At 42.6% G+C, this 16,976-nt stretch carries 12 protein-coding genes; 6 read left to right on the forward strand and 6 right to left on the reverse strand.

Translation table 11 applies throughout. The features are described 5' to 3' along the window. Nucleotides 1–14: 14 nt before the first annotated feature. A complete protein-coding gene (locus HJG39_RS15595) occupies nucleotides 15–362 on the forward strand; it encodes a Grx4 family monothiol glutaredoxin (protein ID WP_268410433.1) in 348 nt (115 codons plus the stop codon). Between the two features lie 262 nt (nucleotides 363–624). Here the strand turns inward: HJG39_RS15595 and HJG39_RS15600 are convergent, their stop codons facing one another. Beyond that, the gene (locus tag HJG39_RS15600) at nucleotides 625–816 is read right to left on the reverse strand and encodes a bacterioferritin-associated ferredoxin (RefSeq protein ID WP_268410435.1); all 192 of its coding nucleotides are present in this window, start codon (nucleotides 814–816) and stop codon (nucleotides 625–627) included. A gap of 491 nt (nucleotides 817–1,307) precedes the next feature. Between HJG39_RS15600 and HJG39_RS15605 the strand changes: the two genes are divergently transcribed. Beyond that, complete coding sequence (locus tag HJG39_RS15605) at nucleotides 1,308–1,913, forward strand: peroxiredoxin (protein ID WP_268410438.1); 606 nt, start codon at nucleotides 1,308–1,310, stop codon at nucleotides 1,911–1,913. A gap of 84 nt (nucleotides 1,914–1,997) precedes the next feature. On the opposite strand, the gene rnt is transcribed toward HJG39_RS15605, so the two are convergent. Then, nucleotides 1,998–2,651, reverse strand: coding sequence for a ribonuclease T (rnt, locus tag HJG39_RS15610; protein ID WP_268410440.1), 654 nt, complete (start codon nucleotides 2,649–2,651; stop codon nucleotides 1,998–2,000). A 411-nt stretch (nucleotides 2,652–3,062) separates the two neighbouring features. Here rnt and HJG39_RS15615 point away from each other — a divergent pair, with 411 nt between their 5' ends. After that, nucleotides 3,063–3,938: a flagellar protein MotY gene (locus HJG39_RS15615; protein WP_268410442.1), complete on the forward strand. Its 876-nt coding sequence runs from the start codon at nucleotides 3,063–3,065 to the stop codon at nucleotides 3,936–3,938. A 71-nt stretch (nucleotides 3,939–4,009) separates the two neighbouring features. Here the strand turns inward: HJG39_RS15615 and HJG39_RS15620 are convergent, their stop codons facing one another. From HJG39_RS15620 to HJG39_RS15630, 3 genes are read right to left on the reverse strand one after another with little or no spacing between them, the layout of a single operon-like run. Beyond that, nucleotides 4,010–4,789, reverse strand: coding sequence for a 3-hydroxybutyrate dehydrogenase (locus tag HJG39_RS15620; RefSeq protein WP_268410444.1), 780 nt, complete (start codon nucleotides 4,787–4,789; stop codon nucleotides 4,010–4,012). Nucleotide 4,790: 1 nt separating this feature from the next. Further along, complete coding sequence (locus tag HJG39_RS15625; RefSeq protein WP_268410447.1) at nucleotides 4,791–5,846, reverse strand: extracellular catalytic domain type 2 short-chain-length polyhydroxyalkanoate depolymerase; 1,056 nt, start codon at nucleotides 5,844–5,846, stop codon at nucleotides 4,791–4,793. A 58-nt stretch (nucleotides 5,847–5,904) separates the two neighbouring features. Continuing rightward, complete coding sequence (locus HJG39_RS15630; protein ID WP_268410449.1) at nucleotides 5,905–7,203, reverse strand: GntP family permease; 1,299 nt, start codon at nucleotides 7,201–7,203, stop codon at nucleotides 5,905–5,907. A 208-nt stretch (nucleotides 7,204–7,411) separates the two neighbouring features. Here HJG39_RS15630 and HJG39_RS15635 point away from each other — a divergent pair, with 208 nt between their 5' ends. From HJG39_RS15635 to HJG39_RS15645, 3 genes are all read left to right on the forward strand, one after another. Next, complete coding sequence (locus tag HJG39_RS15635; protein WP_268410451.1) at nucleotides 7,412–9,754, forward strand: TonB-dependent receptor; 2,343 nt, start codon at nucleotides 7,412–7,414, stop codon at nucleotides 9,752–9,754. 132 nt (nucleotides 9,755–9,886) lie between these two features. Beyond that, nucleotides 9,887–10,546 carry a response regulator transcription factor gene (locus HJG39_RS15640; protein ID WP_268410453.1) on the forward strand — a complete coding sequence of 220 codons (660 nt, stop codon included), beginning with the start codon at nucleotides 9,887–9,889 and terminating at the stop codon, nucleotides 10,544–10,546. A 1,365-nt stretch (nucleotides 10,547–11,911) separates the two neighbouring features. Beyond that, nucleotides 11,912–13,417 carry an AraC family transcriptional regulator gene (locus HJG39_RS15645; protein WP_268410454.1) on the forward strand — a complete coding sequence of 502 codons (1,506 nt, stop codon included), beginning with the start codon at nucleotides 11,912–11,914 and terminating at the stop codon, nucleotides 13,415–13,417. 129 nt (nucleotides 13,418–13,546) lie between these two features. On the opposite strand, the gene HJG39_RS15650 is transcribed toward HJG39_RS15645, so the two are convergent. Then, nucleotides 13,547–16,903 (reverse strand): PAS domain-containing hybrid sensor histidine kinase/response regulator, encoded by a 3,357-nt coding sequence (locus HJG39_RS15650; protein ID WP_268410456.1) that lies wholly within the window; start codon nucleotides 16,901–16,903, stop codon nucleotides 13,547–13,549. Between the last annotated feature and the right edge of the window lie 73 nt (nucleotides 16,904–16,976).

A 16,976-nucleotide genomic window follows, 5' to 3' on the forward strand; every position in this document is an offset into this window, starting at 1 on the left:
TAGGTAAACTTTTAATGGAAACCCTAGATAAAATTAAGCAGCAAATTACTGAAAACCCAATCTTGTTATATATGAAGGGCTCACCAAAGTTACCCAGTTGTGGCTTTTCTTCTCAGGCGGCTCAAGTCTTAATGTCTTGTGGTGAACCTTTTGCCTATGTCGATATTTTGCAGAATCCTGATATTCGTGCGGAGTTACCTAAATATGCAGATTGGCCCACATTTCCGCAATTGTGGATTGAAGGTGAGCTGATTGGAGGTTGTGACATTATTTTAGAAATGTTCCAACAAGGTGAATTGCAACCAATCATTCAAGAAGCTTCAGAAAAGGCGAAAGAGGGTAGCGAGCAAAACGCTAACTAATTGCTTCCTCAGGCTGTCGGCGCATAAGTCGGCAGCCTTATTTTACTCTTTCCTGAGTGTTACCCGTTCCGGTATTCCTCAACTTGGGAACACAATCCCTTAGCTACTAAAAGACTCTTTCCAATGTTACCAAGCTTATTTTGGTCTCAGAACAATAAGGCCGGATTGCTATTATTTATTGGTAGGGACTTGTTATGTATTTTATCAAGGCGAGGGGCACTTGGCATTCGATAAGGATAAAAGTAAAGGGGAGAAGTGTCAGTTAAGACACTTCCTTAAATAAACTGCAGTCGACGATAGTTTGATCGATAATTTGTTGGGCAACTTGTGTGCATTTTCCACATTGGCTAGCAACGCCGAGTTGTTGTTTCAACTCACGTATGTTGCCTGCGCCATCCTCTACGGCTTCGCGTATGGTTTTGTCTGTGATTGCATTGCATAAACAAACGTACATAATCTTTATCGCTATCTATATGCGTTGTTCGCGCCTCAATATGCTGATTGGAGGGCGGACGCTATTGTTAAGGTGTACCTTGAGAGAAGAAATAGAAAAGCCAGCCAATAATTGTTGCTAGATAACCTTTCAATTTACGCTCAAAGTTTCTGGAACATCACACTTAAAACGTTATGTAAATGATAATAATTGCTATTTGTAATATTGGCAAGTAGAAAATAACACCTATTAGAAATTAAAAAATGTGCAAAAGGTGTCCGTTTATTAACAGTTGTGAAGAAATATTTCCGACCACATAGAATTTCTTGAATAAGACAATTAAGTAAATCGATTGGTTTTTTAGTTCTTCATCACTATATTGTGTTTGGTCCAAGCCTAACAGGGTTGGTTTGTCTAGAATTCAGACATTTTGACCTCGGCGGGGTGGAATAATTTTCGCATTTGTAAAAGCGAACCCCTTTTGATTGAATTTCTATTAAACGGAGAACTCAATGAGTGTATTAGTTGGTCGTCCTGCTCCTGACTTTACTGCAGCAGCAGTAAAAGGTAACGGTGAGATTGTTGACAGTTTCACGCTGTCTGAAGAGATCAAAGGCAAAAAAGCTGTTATTTTCTTCTATCCACTAGATTTTACTTTTGTATGTCCTTCTGAATTAATCGCTTTCGATAAGCGTTTTGAAGAGTTCCAGAAGCGTGGTGTTGAGGTAATTGGTGTTTCTATCGACTCTCAGTTCTCTCACAATGCTTGGCGTAACACTCCTGTTGAAAAAGGTGGTATCGGTGCTGTTAAGTACACTTTGGTTGCTGACGTTAAGCATGAAATCTGTCAAGCATACGACGTTGAGCACCCAACTGATGGTGTCGCATTCCGTGGTTCTTTCTTGATTGATGCGGAAGGTAATGTACGTCACCAAGTTGTTAACGACTTACCACTTGGCCGTAACATCGATGAAATGTTACGTATGGTTGATGCCTTAAACTTCCACGAAGAGCATGGCGAAGTTTGTCCTGCTGGTTGGGAAGAAGGCAAAAAAGGTATGGATGCAAGCCCAGAGGGCGTTGCTGCATTCTTATCTGAGAATACTGACCAGTTATAAGATTGATAACAGTCTTAGAATTAAAAAAGGGAAGCTTTGGCTTCCCTTTTTCTTTGCTTAGTCTGCATCAGCAAATTTCACCTTCTAGGTGTTTGGCCAGCCCACTTTTTCCTGCCATTTGTTTACCATAATACAAAATAGCTCTGCGGTTTTTTTCGCATCGTATAATGCCGAATGAGCAGATTTAGGATCAAACTCCATACCCGCTGCTTTACATGCTTTTGCAAGAACAGTTTGCCCAAAAGCAAGACCTGCTAAACTGGTTGTGTCGAACGAGACAAAAGGATGAAAAGGGCTGCGTTTTAATTCTGTTCTGTCTATGGCGGCGTTAATAAATCCCTGATCAAAGGCGGCGTTATGTGCAACAATCACTGAACGTTGACAGTTGGCTGCTTTTTGCCCTTTGCGGATGTTCTTACAAAGGTCTTTCATGGCCTCAACTTCAGGAATGGCTCCTCGTAACGCGCAGTATGGATCAATACCGTTAAAATCCAGAGCAGCCTGTTCCAAGTTGGCTCCCGGAAATGGCATTGTATGATAATGAAACGTTTTATCGGGATGCAACATGCCATCTTCATCCATTCTTAACGTTACCGCTGCGACTTCAAGAAGCGCGTCTTGAAGGGCGTTAAAGCCTGCGGTTTCAACGTCAATAACAACGGGATAGTAACCTCTAAAGCGATTACATAACTCGAATTTTTCCTCTGTTAGTGGCATATCATCAAAGCTGAATTCCATAAAAATCCTAAGTGTTAGCCTAAGACAGGCAAATCGTGGAACAACGGCTTGATACTAGCAAAATACAGAAGTTGTTTTCGAATTTTCTATGCACTTTTTTCTGTGATGATGTAATTGTCTACAAATTGTTTGAATTACCGACAAAATTTAAAGATATTCAATTTTTATTATTCGTAGTAGACTCCGGTATAGGTATATTGAGGTTTTGTTCATTCATATTGATTTTGGTGTTTTGCCAAATACGGTATGGCAGTTGAAGTGCATTAGATATCGCTGTTATCTAGGCTTCACTTGCATGAATAAAATGTAAAGAGGCAGTTATGTGTAAAGTCCTGTTAAGGGATTTTTGTGTCTGCCGATAAAGTGAGGGTAAACGAAGCTTTAAACCGATGAAGTTGGATTAATACCTTTATGAGAAAATATGCTGCTTTCTTTCCTTTGTCATTAATGGCGCTTTTTAGTGTCTCTGCGTCCGCTCATCTTCGTCAATATTCTGCCTCCGTTGATAATTCCGTTTGGAGCATCAATGTGCCCAATCGTCTTGAATGTACTCTAACGCATAACCTTCCAGGGTATGGTAAGGCTATTTTTAGTAGTGTTGCCAGTAAACATTTAAATATGGAATTTACCTTGGAGATGCGTCGCCTACCTAAGCATTACAGTGTGGCATCAGTGTACTCTGTTCCACCGGCTTGGATGCCCGGTGAAATTCAGCGTCCGATTGCAGAAATGGTGATTCGTAAACAATATGATGGTGACTTACCCGAACAAGCAGCATGGACAATGCTTTCAGAATTAGAAAAGGGATATTGGCCAACATTGTATTACCAAGATTGGTATAACCAATACGACAATATTTCTGTTTCACTCAATGCTAGCAACTTTGCTCTACCTTACGAAAGCTTTGTCAATTGTGTTTCAAATTTGCTGCCGTTTAGTTTTGAGGATATCGCTTACACTGTTTTAACGTACAAAAGTAACGCGGTGGAATTAACCAAAGCCTCAAAGAAAAAGCTTGATATGATTGCTGAGTATCTAAAAGAAGATACTGACTTAGAACTGGTATTATTAGATGGCTACGCCGATAGTTACGGTGGACGCGCTAAAAACAAAGAGTTATCTGTTCAGCGTGCAGTTGAAATCAAGAGCTTTTTCAGAGATAGCGGGGTCGCTGCTGATCGGATACAAGTAACAGGTCATGGTGAGCGTCGTCACATTGCACCTAACATAACACCGGAAGGTCGCGCTAAAAACAGACGCGTGGTTATCCGATTGCAAAAAGCCTAGTTAAACTAGGCTTTTTCGTTTCCAAGGACTGTCACCCTGAATGGTCATCGTCAATGGTGAGGCTTGGAGTGCTATCGGGCAGTCCATCCACCATCTAATACAAGTGTTTGGCCTGTAATATTTTTGGCTGCATTACCCATCAAAAAAGCAGCTGTTTCTGCTAGTTCGTCTAAACCAATAAAGGCTTTTTTGGGCATGGGCTCAAGCATGATTTTATTAACAACTTCTTCTTCGGTGATGCCGTGTTGCTCTGCTTGAGAAGCAATTTGCTTTTCCACTAAAGGTGTTTTTACGTAGGAAGGACAAAGCGTATTAATCGTGATATTTGCATCGCCAGTTTCCAATGCGACAGTTTTCGCAAATCCCAGCAAACCATGTTTTGCGGCAACATAAGCAGACTTATACGGCGAAGCCACCAAAGAATGAATAGAGCCTACATTAATGATTCTACCGTAGCCTCTTTCTCGCATAGAAGGTAAAAAAGCCCGAGTTAGCATGGCTGGCCCAACAAGCATAACCTGCAATAAAAACGCCCATTTATCCGCAGGGAAGTCTTCAAGTTTTGATACATGCTGAATACCCGCATTATTAATCAATACGTCGACAGGAGTATGAGTGAGTCGATTTGGAAGAGACTCAATTTGCTCAATGTTCGATACATCTAACGCTAATGCAGAAGCGCTGATATTCTCATCTTGTAGCTTATGAGTTGCGCTAATTGCAGCATCTTCATTTAGATCAGCAATAATAATGTGATGTCCTTGTTTACCTAACAACTCGGCCATTGCAAAGCCGATGCCGCTTGCTCCACCCGTAATGAGTATATTCTTCGAATCTTTTTGCTTGGACATGTTATTTTCCTGTCATTTTCTGTACTAACGCGTTAATGGCTTTGAGTTGTTTGCCATCTTGAGTGGCATAATTTTCATCCGTGTATCCCCACCAATCCCAGCATCCTTGTGGGTTAAACGGCATCATATTGCTATTCTTTGTTTGAGGATAAAGCACAACTAAATCGTTATTTTCGGCCCAGCGGTTATACCCTGTTTTTTCTACAAATTGCAGCGAAACAGCGGTGTCGTTTTGATTGCAACCATGAAACGCAATGTGAAGTCGACACATTGCGCCAGACTCACACTGGCTTGGAACATAAGCATAAGCGTAAGCACCAATGCTATCGCCTAGTTCATCCGGTAAGGTTTTGGTCTCAATGCGCTTAATTCTGCTTTTTTGTGCGACAGTTGGTGCCTTTAGATTGCCGTACAAATGTGAAAGTAGGCTTCCAGCTGTATCAAAGCCGCAATTTCCAATAAAGGGGGACTCTGAGGTATCGCAACTTACCCCTTCATTTAACGTTGGAAAATGATGTGCGAAAGGTTTGTCGTACTCGTAATGAATTTGCGCTTCAGGGAGCCATTGTTGATATTGGTTATATAATGACTTGACGATTTTCTGAGAGACTTTCTGATCTTTTGTGCCTCCAAGAATCCATACTCTGTCATTCTTGAGGTTTGCCAATGGTTGGATCTTTTTTTCTTTTTCCCAACGTTTGATAGTGGTTCCTAAATCCGCTAGATCAATCGCCTTTTTAGGTGAGCCAATACAATCAGAAAGTGCTGTGGTTAAACTATTTCTGGCGCAGTACAGTGGGCCTGCTGCAATGATAGCAGCGCCTTGAATCCAGTCAGAATAGGCAACATGCATCTGATTCGCCATAAAGCCGCCGCTGGATAGGCCAGAAACGGTGGTTTCCTTGAGATTAAGCTGTAAAGGTGTACTGAGTGATTCAACTTCTTCTGCCGCCAGTGTTGGGAGAGAGATAAGGCTGCAACTCAAAAAAGGTAGCCAGAATCGGAGCTGACGTTTGTGGCTGGTGAGCAGTAACTGCTTGATTTTTGCTCTTGTCATAGCGTTCTTCCGGTAATGTTGACTAAAGAAAGCGGGCGCTTGCGCCCACTTTGAAGAATTAACCCATAATGTTGAATAAGGCGACTGCAATTGCGAGCCCAACCAATGGCACAACAACGGTCAAGGCTCCAACGGCACCATAAGCGCGTTGATGTGTTTCACGACAAATAGCGCGGATTGTTGTTACCACGTAGCCGTTGTGTGGCAAGGAGTCAATGGCTCCAGAAGAAATAGAGACAATTCGGTGCAACTGTTCAGGATCGACCCCTTGATCGAGATAATGAGGGCCAATTAACGGCAGAGCGATGGCTTGTCCACCTGAGGCAGAGCCGGTTAAACCTGCAATAACACTTACTGCCACTGCGGCACCAATAAGCTCATTGCCCGGAATACTTGTGGTAAGTTCAACAGCCGTTAAAAAAGCGGGGGTCGCTTTGGCTACTGAGCCAAATCCAACCACTGCGGCGGTATTACCGATGGCAACAAGGGCGCCAGTTGTACCTTCATTAACGGCATTTGATAAATTGTGGAAGTAACGCCAATTTATAATCATCAATGTGATTACCCCACCGCCAAGTGCAAGAATGAGCGCCAATTGCTGCAATGATTCATGGAATGAAAATGAAATAACTAACACCACAAGCAAGGGAATGATACCCGTGATAGGGCTGGGCAATTTACGTTCAGGAACGTCAGGGTCGCCAGCAAATGATTCAAATACTTCGCCATTGGCAACGGCTTTTTTGATCATTTTATTGAGCCAGAGAAAGCCTAAAGCGGCCATGATAATGGCAACAATTAAGCTGACTTCCCAAGCGGCAAATGGCGATGTTCCAAGGTATTTGATAGGGATCCAGTTTTGAATTTCCGGCGAACCAGCAGAGGTCATGGTGAAAGTTACTGAGCCGAATGCAAGTGCCGCAGGAATAAAACGACGAGGTAAATTTGCATCCTTAAATAGGCTTAACGCCATCGGATATACAGAGAAGGCGACGACAAATACGCTAACACCACCGTAAGTAAGAATCGCACAAGCCAAGACCACGGCAACAACGGCGTGCTTTTTCCCTAAACGTCCAATAATCCAAGAGGCAACTGCGTCGGCAGCCCCTGTGTCGGACATAAACTTCCCGAAAAGTGAGCCCAGTAAAAACATGAAGAACCAAGAGGCAATAAAGCCCGAAAATCCAGACATGTAATTGGACACGAAATTCTCTTCACCGATAAATACGGGAAGCCCGCCAGTTAGCCCAACAATCAGGGCACAAAGTGGAGCGGCGATGAATAAATTCATACCTCGAATGGTTAGCACGATAAGCAGTAGTAAACCGCCCACCAAGCCAAAAATGCTCAACATATTATTACCTTAAATGAAAATGACAATGATGCAGCTAGGTTGTGCGCACCCGCAGGTGTTTAATAGTGAGGACGCTTCCTGCTGGGTAACATGATAGCGGTTATGGTGTTACAAGATGGTAGTGAAGACCATAGTACTATCGTACTGCATACGAACCAAAATCCCTGGAGTATCCTTATTCGCGGCTTTTTATACGAAAGGTAATATTATGAACACACCCAAACATTTAGCTTCATCAAGCCCAACACTTTGTGCTCTTGCTGTATGCCTTGCTCTTTCTAGCACTGCTACGGCACAGGAGACCGGACAGGAAAACAATGGCGGTCTGGAAAAGATCGAAATTACTGCTCGTAAGGTTGTTGAAAGCCTACAAGAAGTACCCGTTGCTGTAACCTCCATTGGGGAAATACAGTTAGCAGAAAAAGGCATCGCAGTGTTAACTGAAGTGCAGCAATTTTCGCCAAATACAACACTTCAGCGAAGTCGTGGTACCAACTCAACTATTACCGCGTTTATTCGTGGTGTCGGTCAACAAGATCCTCTTTGGGGTTATGAACCTGGCGTTGGGATTTACATTGATGACGTTTATATTGCACGTCCTCAGGGTGCTGTTCTTGATTTACTGGATGTTCAACGTATCGAAGTCTTACGAGGTCCTCAAGGGACGCTTTATGGCAAAAATACAATAGGCGGAGCTATTAAATACGTAACTAAACCAATGGTTGGAGATGCCACTTTTAAGGCTCAAGCAACCGTGGGTAGTTACAGTCAACGTGACTTAAAAGTCACAGGTCAGATTCCACTCATTGAAAACGAACTATATTTTGGATTTGGTGTAGCCACATTAAACCGCAATGGTTTTGGCACTTACCTAGAGTCAGCTTTACCAAACCAAGACCGTGAAAACTACAATAAAGACGTGACTGCTGCGCGCATGACACTAGAGTGGGAAGCAACGGAAGATCTTTTCCTTCGTTTCAATTGGGATAGAACGCAGGATGATTCAAACGCAAAAGGCGGTTTCCGTTTACTGCCTAGTTTGTTAACTGACGCGCCAGTTCCGGGCAGCGTATTCGATTCTTACACAAGTTTGCCAACTGAAAATGAAGTTGAACTAGATGGCTATAGCTTCACTGCCACTTGGGACATAACCGATGATTTCGCCCTGAAATATGTGTATGCAGACCGCGAAAGCACCTCTGATACCAATATCGACTTTGATAACACAGCATTACGTATTTTCGATGTACCAGCTTATTACGATGATGAACAGGAGTCTCATGAGATTCAAGGGACTTACCTCGGTGATAATTTTAAAATTGTCGGCGGCATTTACTATTTTGATGCTGAATCATGTGGTCGCTTTGACGCGATATTAGAAGTGCTGGGTCAAACCGCGCTCGGTTCGCCTGGCTTAACGCGTGAAATTACTGGCTGTAGTAATGGTGAAAGCATCGCCGCTTATGTACAAGGTGCTATCGACCTGACTGATAAGTGGTCTATGACTGTTGGTGCGCGTTTCACCGATGATGAAAAAGAAGCTTTCGTTAATAACGGTTTAGTGCCTGCCACCATTTATCCTGAATCCAACTGGGTTCCGGGATTTTCTCGTGATGAAGCATTCATTTCTCAATTTACCCCTCGCGTGTTAGGTACAGATACCAATGGAGACGGCATTTTAGATGCGGCGGCAAAAGAAAGTTGGTCACGCTTCACGCCTCGCGTTGGCTTTGAATACCAAATGAATAGAGATCTAATGTTCTTCGTTAGTTATGGTCAAGGCTTCAAGTCGGGTACTTTCAACCCGCGAGCTCAAACCAATGAGCCTGCTGCAAGTCCAGAAATCGTAGACTCTTATGAAATTGGGATGAAGAGTGATTGGAACGACATTCTACGTGCCAACATTACGGTGTTCTCACTCGATCATGAAGACCGTCAATACATTACCGCATTGCCAAGTGATGTCCCGGGTTCATTGAACCAATTCCTTGGAAACGTGGGTAAATCTGATGCTTGGGGGATTGAAGCTGACTTTACTTACGTTGCAACGGATGCGCTAACGTTTACGGCCAATGTTGGTTACATTGATGCCGAGTTTAAAGAAGTACAGCGCTTCAATGCGGAAACCAATAGTTTCGACAACATTGCTGATACATTTGATGTGTCTAATACCCCAGAAGTCACAGCAAACCTAGCAATGAATTACACCTACTCAAATAATTTAGGTGATTGGGTATTCAACGCAAACTATTACTACCGTGCGGATTATGCCATTAACGAAGAACAAAACCTGCTGACTCAAGAAGGGTATGGTTTAGTGAACGTTGGCTTAAATTGGTATCACCCAGACGGTGAATGGTATGCGTCTTTACATGTTAAAAACCTAACAGATAAAGAATACCTTGTTGGTGGCTATCAGTTTGTTACGCCAGATTCATCTGACCCGAGCAACACCGCACTTTATACACCGGGTTTAGGTGGTGACAATACGTTAATTGGGTACTACGCGGATCCAAGGACTGTCCACCTTACGGTCGGTTATCAATTCTAAGCTTTTTATTGTGTGTCAGAACTGGGCTAGTGGCTGCGGTCACTAGTCCTTTTTTTACAAATCTTGACTTCCTCCAGGAGTTCGTTTTAATTAACGCCCCTAAGCAGAATTGAACAGAACAGAGTTTAGTATATGAGTGCTCAAGTAATAGTCGCTGATGATCATCCCTTATTTCGAAGCGCTCTTGTTCAAGCTGTAAAATCAGTCCTTCAAAGCAATATACTTCAAGCTGCAAATTTCAACGAAGTTGTTACCCTATTGGAATCAAGCCCTGACGTCGAGCTGGTGTTGCTTGATCTAAATATGCCGGGTAATGATGGGTTAACAGGCTTAACGTCTATCTTAAACGCATTTCCAGGCGTGCTGGTTATTGTGGTTTCGGCGCAAGAGGACCCATACACAATTCGCCGTGCAATGGATTTTGGAGCCAGTGGCTTTGTGCCTAAATCCTCTCCTATTGATGTTTTATCAGAGGCGGTCGAAACCGTCTTGGAAGGCGGGACTTGGCTCCCTGAGAATATTAGTCTTCAGCTTCAGCATATCGATGGGGATGAGTCTCAAGCTTTTGCTGAAAAACTTAAATTGTTGACGCCACATCAGTTTAGCGTACTCAAATTGTTAGCCGATGGATTATTGAATAAGCAAATCGCTTATGAACTCAACGTTCAAGAAACCACCATAAAGCAACATGTTTCTGCTGTTCTGAAAAAACTCGAAGTTAATAATCGCACACAAGCGGGAGTGATTTTTAAACAAGCCATGGGAACCGATAACTCCAAAGAAGCGAATTAATCCGTTAATTAAATACCCTGATTTTCTCCTACATTTGAACAAGTTCTCGCCAGCACGGCTCTGTACTATCTAATCTCTCTTATTTTGTTTTAATTTATCCAACCACATTTGGAGAAATCGAGTGAACACTCAGGGAAATGTTATTTTGTCGATCCGTTTGCACTTAAGAAGGACCCTTCGTCGCAGCTTGGTTATGGGTCTATCAAAAAAGAAGCAAAGCGGGGCATTCCCCCACTATTTTGAGTGGGCAGAAACTTTCTTGTTGCGCTTTTAGCGGCGTTGGGAAGATCGCAAGAAATTCGCAGTAATAATGAGCTCACCCTCAAGCAAGTTGATATTGCTATGTTGTTGTGGCATCAAGATAGGCAAACTCATAGGGGAAAAACAGGGTTTCAGACTTCATCTTGAAGTGGCGTTTACGACAGTATCAAGAACTATTGAGCGCCATGCTTGCAGGAAAACAAGCTAAGGTTAGCCATCTCTAATGTTTTATCAGGAAGGAGCGAATGAATGACGATATTCAATCTGTTTTTGAGTACATTTTGTCTCAACTTTCAATTGAGTATGAAGACGCAGCGTCTTAGTTAATCGATGTAATCAATTCAGTATTGTCACAACGAAGCGAGGCGTTGCAAGAATTAGTCAATGCTTTATGAGCGGGTGAAATTTCATTAGATGAATATGAAATTGAGGTAGAAAGAGAAAAGCAAATCATCAATGCCCAAATGATAACATTGGAAATTCACGCGAGGGCATCTTTGCAAAAAAGTGATTAATGCAGCATTTAATAGGTTAACGGCGAATGTGGCGGGTAATTTATAACACGATTTTGATATGTGCTTAAAGACAAGGATGTATTTAGAGGTGTATTCAAAAAAATTCTATTTAAGATCCAACTTACGTTCGAAGGTTTTTTATTATTCGCTTTTTTCATAAAGAAATAAATCAATCTCTCAAATCTATTTTCCTCCAAGCTCTTTTTATGTTCGTTATTTTCTTGCCAACTATTACTTTCCTGCTAGGTGTGGGTAATAAATTTGTCTCAAAGGTCTTAATGTTTAACGTGTGAGTCCTAAATTTATACCTTTTATCTATTTCTAATATTAGTGATTTTATACGAAAAACTTTAACCAAAATTCGAAAACCGCATAGATTCACCCGATTAAAGTCGGTTTGATTATTTTAATTTTGAGGCTCCCTATGAGTAAGTGCGAAATAATTAAGGGAGCCTTGAAAAGTGCATAACTAGAGGAAATAGCAATCACATACGTGAAAAATTAGTAATCCATTTCTTTCAGTATATGTTGCGTTCAAAGCTTCCCTTTCGCCTTTAATTCTTAAAGAGCTAAAACGGAATCTTGTCAAATGAACGAAGAATATACCGAAATCAGTCAAGCCTTTTCAGTTGGAAAATTTAGTGTTTTGCAGCATCAGTTAACACAAACACTTTCAGACAATAACTTTGAGTCCGCTTCCATCCGACTTATCGATAGTAGTTTTGACAATGTCATTCCGAGTGAAATCCGGTTTGGCTGTGAAAGCGAGCCGCATTCTAACTTTGTTTCTTACCCCATTTTGTATCGAAAAAGGAAACTTGGGGATTTACGACTTCAAGAAAGGCAAGTGAGCGATCCCAGAAACCGGGAAGTGCCAGCACTAGCTAAACGTATCGCATTGATATTAAAACGCTTTCAAGCGACTGAGTTAAAAAGTCATTATATTGGTAAAGAGTTATGCTTGGCGGGTTACAGTGAGCATTTGCTTGAGTTAGAGCATTTTATTGAGAAAGCTGCGAGTGCGAATTGTCCGGTTATTATTGGTGGACCGATGGGCAGCGAGTCCCTTGCGGTTGCTAGCGCCATTCACTGTAATAGCAGCGTGTCTGAGCAACCTTTTGTCGAAATTCGCTGCGTATCGGGTAATGATAGAACGTTTCAGATGCAAATTATGCGAGGTGTTCGACGTGCCCAAGGTGGTAGCATTTTTATTAATTCCATTGATGAGTTATCGCTGGAACAACAAAATATTTTAACGGAGTTAATGTCGTCGCAAATTCAAGCGAAAGGGGAAAACCGGCTTAGAGCGAGTGCAAGCAATGTACGGATTTTAGTCTCGACGTCTAAACCACTAGAGGGTTTAGTTGCGAGTCGCTTGTTTTCTCGTCGTTTGTATTCTGAACTTAATTTTTTACAGGTGTGGCTTCCACCGCTGGCACAACGCAAAGAAGATATACCCAGCATAGTTGAAAAGTTGCTGAGTAAATATTGTCATCCCCAAATACGCTCGTTGACGCCAGAAGCAATGACACTGTTGCAGAATTATCATTGGCCAGAAAACTATGAAGAATTGGAGCGGGTTATTGCCCGAATTAGTACCTTTGCTGAAGAAGCAACAATTGATGTCTCTGATGTGGTTGATTTTGCCCCAGAGGTGGTCGATTTCAAAAGTCTTGCGCCGAGTTTTGCCGAAAACATCCGTCAAAACTTTGAGGGGTTAGTTGATATTTTATTAAAACAAGAGTTTGAGGTGCTTCAGGGGTTTCACCCCAGTTTAAATAAGGCCTTAGTCTTTTTAGCTGAGAATTATTGTCAGGAAATTACACTGAGCAGTTTATCGAGTAACGCGTTTATTAGTCCTTCACATTTATCTTTTTTATTTAAGAGTACCTTGGGGACGAGTTTTAAACCTTTGTTAGCAGCAATGCGTATCGAGCGAGCTAAATCCATTTTACAGGAGCGGCCAAATGCAAGAATCACGGATGTCTCGTTAGAGGTGGGGTTTGGCGATTTGAGCCATTTTGAGAAAATCTTTAAGCGCCTAACAGGCATGACCCCTAGGGACTACAAAAATCATTGGAAGAAACGGTACTAAAACGCCCATAATTCATCAGTATTATTCGGTTACACTAGAGCGCGTTGTATGCGAATGTAAGTCATTAATCTAGATGGAAAAGCCTTGTAGATTCTTCCGTTGGGCGAGCAAGGCTTTTAAATGTTCTCATTATTTCTCATCAAAAATATTCTTCAGTAAACGCTTTAAACTTGCCAGCTTCAGTGGCTTATGCAAAAAGTGTAGCCCGGCTTCTATGGCTTGCTCTCGAATTTCATCATCGTGATTGGCACTATTCAAAATAGTTGGAATGTCATGACCCACTCGCCCAAAAATACGAATGGCTTCAACATTACCCGTTTTGTTTTCATCCAGATGATAGTCAATGAGTAACAAGTCGGCTGGGTTAGCGCCAGGGGCACGGACCTGCTCAAATAGGTTATCCGCATCCTTAGCCGTAGTGACGCTGGCATTCCAAGATAAAAACAGGTCCCGTGTCGCGTCTAGCACTTGTCGGTCATTGTCGACAATCCAAATGTATTTTCCACTAAGGCTGAATTTCAGGTCGCTTTTTTTATTGGAGGCGAGTTTGGCGCCATTGTTTTGATGGAGCGGAGGCGCAATAGGATGTATTTGAGTAAAGAAAACCGTGCCTTTTCCGGGGGTTGATGCGAGCCCTACCGGAATATTGAGTAATTCACTCATTCTTTCAACAATTGTTAGGCCAAGCCCTAGCCCTTGTTTTGATTCGGAATTTTGCAATTGCTGGAATTCTTCAAAAATTTCTTTTTGTTTATGGCTTGGGATGCCGATACCGGTGTCCGCTACACAAATAAGCAAGTCCTGTTGACGACGTTTTACGCCGATGAGAATTTTTCCTTTTGGGGTATAACGTATAGCGTTTGAGATGAGATTAGCAATCATCCTGCGAAACAAGGCTTTGTCTGTTTCTATCCAGTGTTTACTGGGCACATATCGCAGCTCTAAACCTTTTTGTAGGGCGACGATAGATGCTTCGGCAACCAGTGGTCCGAGAACATCATTCAGTTGAAATTGGCTCGGTGAGGGGCGGAGAACGCCGGATTCTAATTTGCTGAAGTCCAATAATCCGGTGAGCAATTCTTCTGCATTGTGTAATGCTTGTTTTAAGCCATCACTGGTTTGAGCTAAATCCGTGTTTTTGGTTTTTTCTGCCAGTAAGGATGCATATAAGGTCGCGGCATTGAAAGGCTGCATGAGGTCATGACCTGCCGCTGCCAGAAAGCGTGTTTTACTTAGGTTGGCCTGCGCCAATGCTTTGTTGGCAAGGCTAAGTGCTTTGGTTCTGTTTTCGACTCGTTTTTCCAGTTCATCTTTAGAACGTTCTAATTCTTGCTGCGTTCGAATAAGGTCGGTAATGTCGGTATAGGTGGTTACAAAACCTCCACCGGGCATGGGGCTACCTTGGATTTCAATTGCGCTGCCATCAGGTTGGTAACGTCGGTATTTGTATCGACTGCCGTTGGTTAGGAAGTCCAAGCGTTTTTGGATTTCTGTGTTGGCGTCTATTTGCTTGCCTAATAAACCTCTGCGAGCGTTAAATTGCAAGATGGACTTCATACTCAAACCAGCTTGCAAGTAATTTTCTGGGTAAGAGAACATGGTTTCGTAGTATTGGTTCCAAGCAACTAGATTCAACTGTCTGTCAATAACGCAAATACCTTGTTCAATATGCTGCATTGAAGCTTGCAGGAGTTCTTGATTGAACTGGAATGTTTGGCTTGCTTCTTCAACCCAAACCAGCAGGTCATCAAGGGCGAGTTTTTTCTGGTTAGTTAACGTTGTCAGCAGCATACGGCTGCCGCCTTGACCTAAATATGCACTGAGTATCTTTTCCACTTTGCTCAGCATTTGAGGCGAAATATAACCCGATTGGGTTTTGTCTTTTAAAAAGCGGCGCACTTTTTCATAATCTTTCGCGGTAAGCAGTTTGGTTAGAATGTTGTGTAATTGTTCAGATTGAATGGCGACAGGCTCACCATAGTCTTGGTGTTTAACCCGTGAAGTGTAGAATGCGTTGTTAAACAATAAGTAGAGTGAAATGTTTATACCAAGACTAATTAAAAATCCTTGGCTTAAATCTGCATCGGTAGGCGCGGGCGCGAAAGCGTAAGTGTGTTTAATGCTGGGCCAAAGCAACAAGTACAACCAGCCTACTATTCCCGCTAGAGTGGCAGCCCAGAATGAAAATACGCCATTATTTTTCCAATAAAGACTCATCAAAAGGGCAGGGATAAACTGAGCGAGCAAGGCTATGGATAAAATACCGCTGTTCGCTAAAGGTTCGGTTTGCCCAACCGTTTGGTAATACAAATAAGAGACACCTATCACCAAAAGAACCGTGGTACGGCGAATCATTAACAGCATATTACCCTCAATTCCTTGTGCATCACCTGCGCGTAATTGACGTTTTAGCCAAATAGGAGTCACGAGGTTATTGGCTAGCATAATGCCCACCGCTAGCGTCGCAACAATGATCATACTCGTTGCTGCGGCCAGCCCTCCAAGATAACCAAGGAGTGTGAAAAACGCCTGTTCCTGCTGCTGAGGTAGCGCGAGTATAAACAGGTCAGGGGAGAGTTGCGTGTCGTTGAATTGAAGGGTCCCTGCAAGTGCAATGGGCAGTACAAATAGGTTAATTGCGGCCAAGTAAAGGGGGAACACCCAGCGCGCTTTGGTGATTTCTTCTGGTGAGTTGTACTCGACGAAGTTGATATGAAACTGACGAGGTAAACATATCATCGAACAAAAGCCCAGCAACATATGTCCTAAATAGGCGAGCCACGCGCCTTCGCCTTGCATGATTTTTCGGGTGGTTTCATTGTTGCCAGCTTGAGTGATTAAGTCGAACATGCCATCGAAAATGCCGTAGCAAATGTAAATGGCAACGCCCACGAAGGCGACCAGTTTGACCAAGGACTCAAAGGCGATGGCGGCAAGTAAACCGCTACGTTTTTCCGTAAGGTTTGTGCTGCGAGTACCAAATAAAACCGCAAAAATGGCCATTAAAATAGATATGTAAAGGCTGGCGTTATGAGAGCCATCGTCAGGTTCATCACTCAGAAATATTAAACTGTTGGTAAGCGCGTCTAGTTGTAACGATGTGTAGGGAACAACGCCAATTAGCGTAACAATCGTGACCATTGCTGCAATGCTGGTGGAACGGTTGAAACGTAAACTTAATAATTCTGCCAAGGAGCTAATTTGATGCTGTTTACAAAGAGCAGCTATGCGCATCAGTAACGGATAACCAACGGCAAATAGTAGAATTGCGCCTAAGTAAGTTGGGGTGAATGCCCAGCCATATTGCGCACTTTGTGTGGTCGTACCAAAGAATGACCATGTTGTGCAATGCACACCAAGTGCGAAACTATAAAAGTATGGTCGAGGTTTGCGGTTTGGTAGATATTTGTCGCCGAGATAACCAACAACAAACATCAGACCCAAATAAACAACGGCAATACCAATTAGCAACCAGATACTAAACACGGGCGAAGTCCAACATTTAGGCAAAAAACTGCCAATATCATACCTGTATCAGGGCATGAAATGTAGCGATACC

The organism is Alteromonas sp. a30 (assembly GCF_026788005.1).
Taxonomy (GTDB): Bacteria; Pseudomonadota; Gammaproteobacteria; order Enterobacterales; family Alteromonadaceae; genus Paraneptunicella.